This is a genomic window from Cystobacter fuscus DSM 2262 (assembly GCF_000335475.2).
GTDB lineage: Bacteria > Myxococcota > Myxococcia > Myxococcales > Myxococcaceae > Cystobacter > Cystobacter fuscus.
The window spans coordinates 1-5,199 of the sequence record NZ_ANAH02000029.1; the positions used below are offsets into that span (position 1 = coordinate 1).

Sequence of the window (5,199 nt, forward strand, 5' to 3'; positions counted from 1 at the left end):
CTACATCGCTTCCTCCTCACCCAGGCTTTGCCTGGCGCACACGAGTCCTTTGACTCGACTTTCGCCATTTTTGGGCAGCCGAGAGCCGGAGGTCATGCGACTCTCGGCTGAGGCCGAGAAGGGGGCTGGGGCAATTGGGCGAGAAGAAGACGCGGGTCCACCCAATCCACGGAGGCGAGCGTGCGCTGGGCCAGGCGCAGAATGTCAGCGAAGCTGACGGTGCATTTGGTGCGGTACCAGGGACGCAGGGGCAACCCCATCCGCGAAGTGTCCCAACCCAGCTCCATATACCAGAGCACCAGGAGGGTGTAGCAAACACCCACCCAGGGAGCCGTCCGCAGTACCGCCAGGGGAGAGCGCGCTCGCGAAGAGGCGAAGCCCAGCAGTTGCTTGAGATCGCGGAACAGCACTTCTATCCCCCAGCGGCTGCCATAGGCTTCAATCACTTGATGGGCCGTGCGGCTCGAGTCGGTGCAGAAGAAGACGCGCAGGGACAGTTCACCGCGCGGTACTTTGACGATGACGATTTTGAGCAGGGGTTTGCCGGCGGAACGATACCACCGGGCCACCCACTCCTTGTTGCACCTGCGTGGGCGCTCCATACAGGGTGAGCGTCATGGTCAGCCAGGGGTGATTGTCGTCCCGGGCAATCTTCTCGGGCTTGGGCAGGAGAATATCCTTGGTGAGCAGGCGGCCAGTGACAGGCGAGCGGCACGAGCGTGTGCGCGGACGGTGCAGCGTGGAGTCCGCTCGCATGGCTCCCACGAAGACAACGCCCGGTGGCAGGTGGCGCAGCACCTCCCGACAGGAGTAGGCGGAGTCAGCCACCACCTCCACGGGCTTGTGGGGTAACCAGCGGGACACCTGCTCCAGGAGCTGGCGTGCCAACTGCGTCTTCTTCAAGTGTGTACCCCCTCGCTTCTGGCAGTCGGCCTGGGTCCGATAGAGGCGGAAGAGAACAGGCAGGGCCCAGACTCTTTCAGAAAAAGGCACGGGGAACAGCACGGACAGCACCACCCAGACATGGCCGAAGGTGAGCAGGCGCGTGCGTCGAGTCGAGCGCACGGGGTCGATGTGCACACCCAGACCGAAAACCTTGGGCCCCTTGTGGGTGCACAGGGTGTCATCGAGCGCCAGGCGCAGTGGTCCCGGTGCGAGTGCCGCCAGATGCAGCAAAAGCAGTCGGCCCACCTGGTCGATGCTCCAGCGTGCTCGCGAGAAGAAGCGATGGAAGCCCGCGTGGTGGCGTACTCCAGAGACACCCGCGGACACCAAGGCTTCGGTGACTGCATGCAACTCACGGGTACTCACCCAGCCAGCAAACAAGGTGAGGAAGCGACAGAACGAGGGCCGAGTGAAAACGGGACGGACGAGCAGAAGCAGCGACAGCAGCGTGTTGAGAGGAGGGGCGGTCATCGTGTACTGGACGGGAGAAGTCTTGGTCGACCTCACAACCAGTCCGGTGGCCGTCCCTTCCCCACGGCCCCCGCTCCCTCGCTCGCCCTCCTCAAAATGGCGAAAGTCGAGTTTGACACCTTCCCCGGGAGCCCGTCAGGTACAACTCCAGCGCTCGCCGCCTCTCGCTGCGCCCCAGCCCCTCCACCATCGTCTCCAGGTACTCGCTCAGCTCCCGGTCGAGCTGGCTCATTTCTCTGCGTGTCATCTACTTGAAAACACGGGCCCCTCGACGCTACTTCCCAAGTCACCAAGTGGTACTAGGATCGCCTGTGGGGCCGATGGATTGCTCCCTCGTGATGTATTGAAATTACTCGTCAGGCAGACCGGCCCCTTTGATTGGTGTGGTGTACTTCGAGAGCAGGTCATCAGCGCCGAGTTGGTGCTTGTCGAGCGCTTGCTGGACTTGCATTGGAGAGAGAGTCTGGAGATCCTGGGCGAAGAACTCGCCGAAGAAGCTGCGCACGCTCTTTACCAATCTGTCCAACCCATCCTTCCGCAAGGCGGTGGTGGGCTGGGCCAACGAAGCAGCAGCAGCGAGTTTCTTAGGTGGAATGACTATGACGCATTCGGCATCCACGCCAGCGTACGTCTTCTTGAACCAACCATGTGATTGGTTCATCTGCTCGGCCTCGTACTTTGCGATCTCTTTCCGGTCTGCAACGACCTCCGTCTTGCACTCCACAAGCAGGCACTTGTTGGTGCGCAATCGCCAAAGATTGTCCGGACCCTCCTTCCACTCCTTGTCAGGACGCTCACAGGCGATTCCAAGTGCCTTTCCTAGTCGGTCGAACGAGGCCTCGAACTCGTCGGCGTCAACGCCGAAGCGTAGCGAAGATACCAGAGATTCGACACTCACAGTCAAGTTGGCCGGATCCGGATGAGTCTGAATCCACTCGATGATCTTCTCGACTCGGCGCTGCTCGACCGGCAACTGAGGCGGGACACCAGCGCGAGTGCGTGGACGAAGGAGAAAGCGGTTCCGCTTGTGCGCAGCCGTCTGTAGCTTTTCCGCCTCGACTTTGCTGGAACGGTATAGATGGCGCGCCGCCTCCTGCAAGTACCAGCCTTTCTCAACATCCGTTGAGGCGTGCTTGTCGGCCAGGTCCTGCATCACCTTAGCGGCATCGTCGTACCTGCTATCTCGGGCTAGCTGCTCCGCCTTCAATTCCAGCGCGAACTCCTTTAGTCGCTTCGGTGAGGATGTGGCACTGTCGATCTTTCCCATCTCCTCCGCGTAATACTCTTTCCAGTCGTCATCCCGGCGCAGGCACTGCGCAATGAGACCATCGAGCACCTGCTCCGGCGTGGTACCCTTCTCCATGTCCTCCTTCGCAAAGTCGGCTATGTTGAGGCCGATCTCAATCTGCTGTCGGGTCTGTGCCGACAGGAATGCGCGCGAATCAGCTGAGCGGATGGTCCGGACCAGTTCCGGGCCGATCAGCAAGATAGCGCTGTAGTCTTTCTCGCCTCGGACGCTTCGGCCCATACCTTGCTCGATGGTTCTAGCCACCCGGATTGCAACTGCATCAGTGCTAGATAGGCATCGCTCAAGATGCCGTTCATGAAGCGACTCTCCGAAAGGGCGCGAGTCCAGGATGAGCACGCGGCACGATTGATCTGGAAGGTCGATCCCGTCGTATCTGTTCACGACTGTCAACGTCGCCTCGAACTCTCCCGCCCTCAGCCGCTGCACTTCCTTGTCTATGCTGGTCTTGTCAGCAACGATGGCGCTCTTGGCCTTCCAATCTTCAGCGACTTTGAACGACGGCACTAGAGCAACGACGCCGTGCTTCCTTCCCTTGATACGCTGGCCAAACTTCGCGACTACCTCGGGACGGGTGAGTTGGTCGGATATAAGGGATGGGATAAGCACCATCTTCTCGCCTGACCACTTCTCGCGTGCATAGGTCAGCGGGGACTCGACGGTGGCCGATGACAGCCCAAGCCCCTTGATCAGGAACGAGTCGTCCGAGATCGTTGCTGACATGAACACGCGGTGCTTGGCGTCCGCATAAGAGCCGAACGCGTCGAGCGGAGCGAGCCGAGGGTAGACTTCGATGGCTTGCCCAGAGATGAGGCACTCACACTCTGCTAAGATATCCTTGACAAGAGGCCAAGCGAACTTGATCGCATCGGCATTCGCGTACTTCGAAAAGATCCTGGCAACATCATTGCTGCGGTCGATCCAGTCCCAGTATGGTACAGGCAGTAGAGCATCGTACGAACCATTGCTTAGGTCAGCGTAGGTCCCTTGGCCTTGGCTCTCAAGGGCGCCGCTGAATAGGGCGGCCAGTTCGTCGTATGCTCCCGAACCGCGCTCAAGTTTGATAGTACTCGCATCTCTGATCGCGTCGATGCAGGCGTGAGCATCGTCGATGACAGTCGCCCCGACCGAAATTGACCGATTGTGCAGGCCGAACTTCGTCAGCCCGTTGAAGAGTTTCTGAACAGTGCAAATCAGGATCGCCTTCGAGTCCAGAAATTTATCCGGCAGGTCTCCTTTACCGAGCGCCGTGCAGTACTCAAACCCAAACTGCCTGGCCTGGAGTGCGGTTTGCTCGACCAGGAAGTTATCTGGGCAAAGATAAACCGCAGGACCGACTCCCTCGTTGAGCTTCGACTGGAGGATCAGTAGCCCGATGAGAGTCTTCCCCTGTCCTGTGTGCAACTTGACGATGGCATCGCGCTCCCTCCTGCGCTTGTCGTGCCACTCAGCGAGAACGGCTTCTTGCGCTGGGCGAAGAGGACCCTTGTCGACCTCCCGGTCGAGACGGTCATAAATCTCAGCGGGTGCAAGTGGCCGCTTGCCACTTGCACCCTTCAGCCTCTTCTTGAAGTCCACCATAGTGCCCCCGATAAACGTCGCGGTGCTCGTTGTCAGCCTCGCCGAATTGTAACTGGTGCTCGAACCCCGGGCTAGGGCCAGAGAAGGGTGTCAAAGCACTCAAGCGACGCGACTTGGCACAACAGGTGGCGGGAAGGAGAAGGGCGGAAAGGGCGCTGAGAAATCCCCCCGCTCCCATCGAGCCGCTGCCTCTCGGAACGCCACGACGAAAGGCCGGTACCGCTCGCGCAACTCCCGCGGCGCCTATCGCGTGGAGGCATGCCGCAGAGGCTGCGGGCTGCGCTTGGGTGCTCGGGCCGGGTGCGGGTGCTGTGCCCTCACGGCGTGCGCCCCGAGGACGGGCTTGTCCCTTGCGCGAGCCTCGGCATCCACATCCTCCACCAGTGCCCGCACCGCACGCGGCCTCTCCGCCTCCCCCAGTCCTTTCCAGCACGGCAGGGGCGCCACCTCCAACTCCACCGGCCCTCCGCGAGGCGTCCCTCCCTCACTGACAGCTCCTCGCTTCCCCGTTTGCTCCAGCGCTTCGTCCAGTTGAACCACTGGAACACTCGCCGAGCCGGCCCCAGCAACTGCGGCAGACACGTCAGGCCCGGCCACTCGGCGCTCCTCTCCACCAGCCCCTCTTTCACCCCGTGGGCCAGCACGTAGCGCAGCCGGCCCACCAGGGCCGAATCGTCCAGCACCGGCTCCGCCGAGTAGCGCCTCTCCCAGAAGCCGCCACTCCAGTCCACCAGCCTGAGCCTGCCCACCTTCTTGGACAGGTTGGAGCGCAGGTACTGCATGAAGGAGGCGAGCGCGGCACCGCGTGCCCACACCAGCAGGTGGAACATCCTCAACGGCCAGCCCATCCCCCTCCCCCGCGTGCACTCCGCCGGGCCGGATGCACCCCGTGGGCC

4 protein-coding genes are annotated in these 5,199 nt (G+C 61.4%); all 4 read right to left on the reverse strand.

The features are described 5' to 3' along the window. Window positions 1–92: 92 nt before the first annotated feature. Window positions 93–569 carry a transposase gene (locus tag D187_RS35240; protein ID WP_076606289.1) on the reverse strand — a complete coding sequence of 159 codons (477 nt, stop codon included), beginning with the start codon at window positions 567–569 and terminating at the stop codon, window positions 93–95. Further along, window positions 499–1,416, reverse strand: coding sequence for an IS701 family transposase (locus D187_RS35245; RefSeq protein ID WP_043433080.1), 918 nt, complete (start codon window positions 1,414–1,416; stop codon window positions 499–501). The genes D187_RS35240 and D187_RS35245 overlap by 71 nt, the downstream gene beginning before the upstream one ends. A 349-nt stretch (window positions 1,417–1,765) precedes the next feature. Continuing rightward, window positions 1,766–4,303 carry a DEAD/DEAH box helicase family protein gene (locus tag D187_RS35250; RefSeq protein WP_002632202.1) on the reverse strand — a complete coding sequence of 846 codons (2,538 nt, stop codon included), beginning with the start codon at window positions 4,301–4,303 and terminating at the stop codon, window positions 1,766–1,768. Window positions 4,304–4,620: 317 nt separating this feature from the next. Further along, window positions 4,621–5,199 (reverse strand): transposase (locus tag D187_RS35255; RefSeq protein ID WP_368665063.1); only part of this gene is annotated, 579 nt, incomplete at its 5' end.

Excerpts from the sequence above, each read along its gene's own strand:
- D187_RS35245 (WP_043433080.1), bottom strand. The coding sequence starts at position 1,416 with ATGACCGCCCCTCCTCTCAACACGCTGCTGTCGCTGCTTCTGCTCGTC.
- D187_RS35250 (WP_002632202.1), bottom strand. The coding sequence starts at position 4,303 with ATGGTGGACTTCAAGAAGAGGCTGAAGGGTGCAAGTGGCAAGCGGCCA.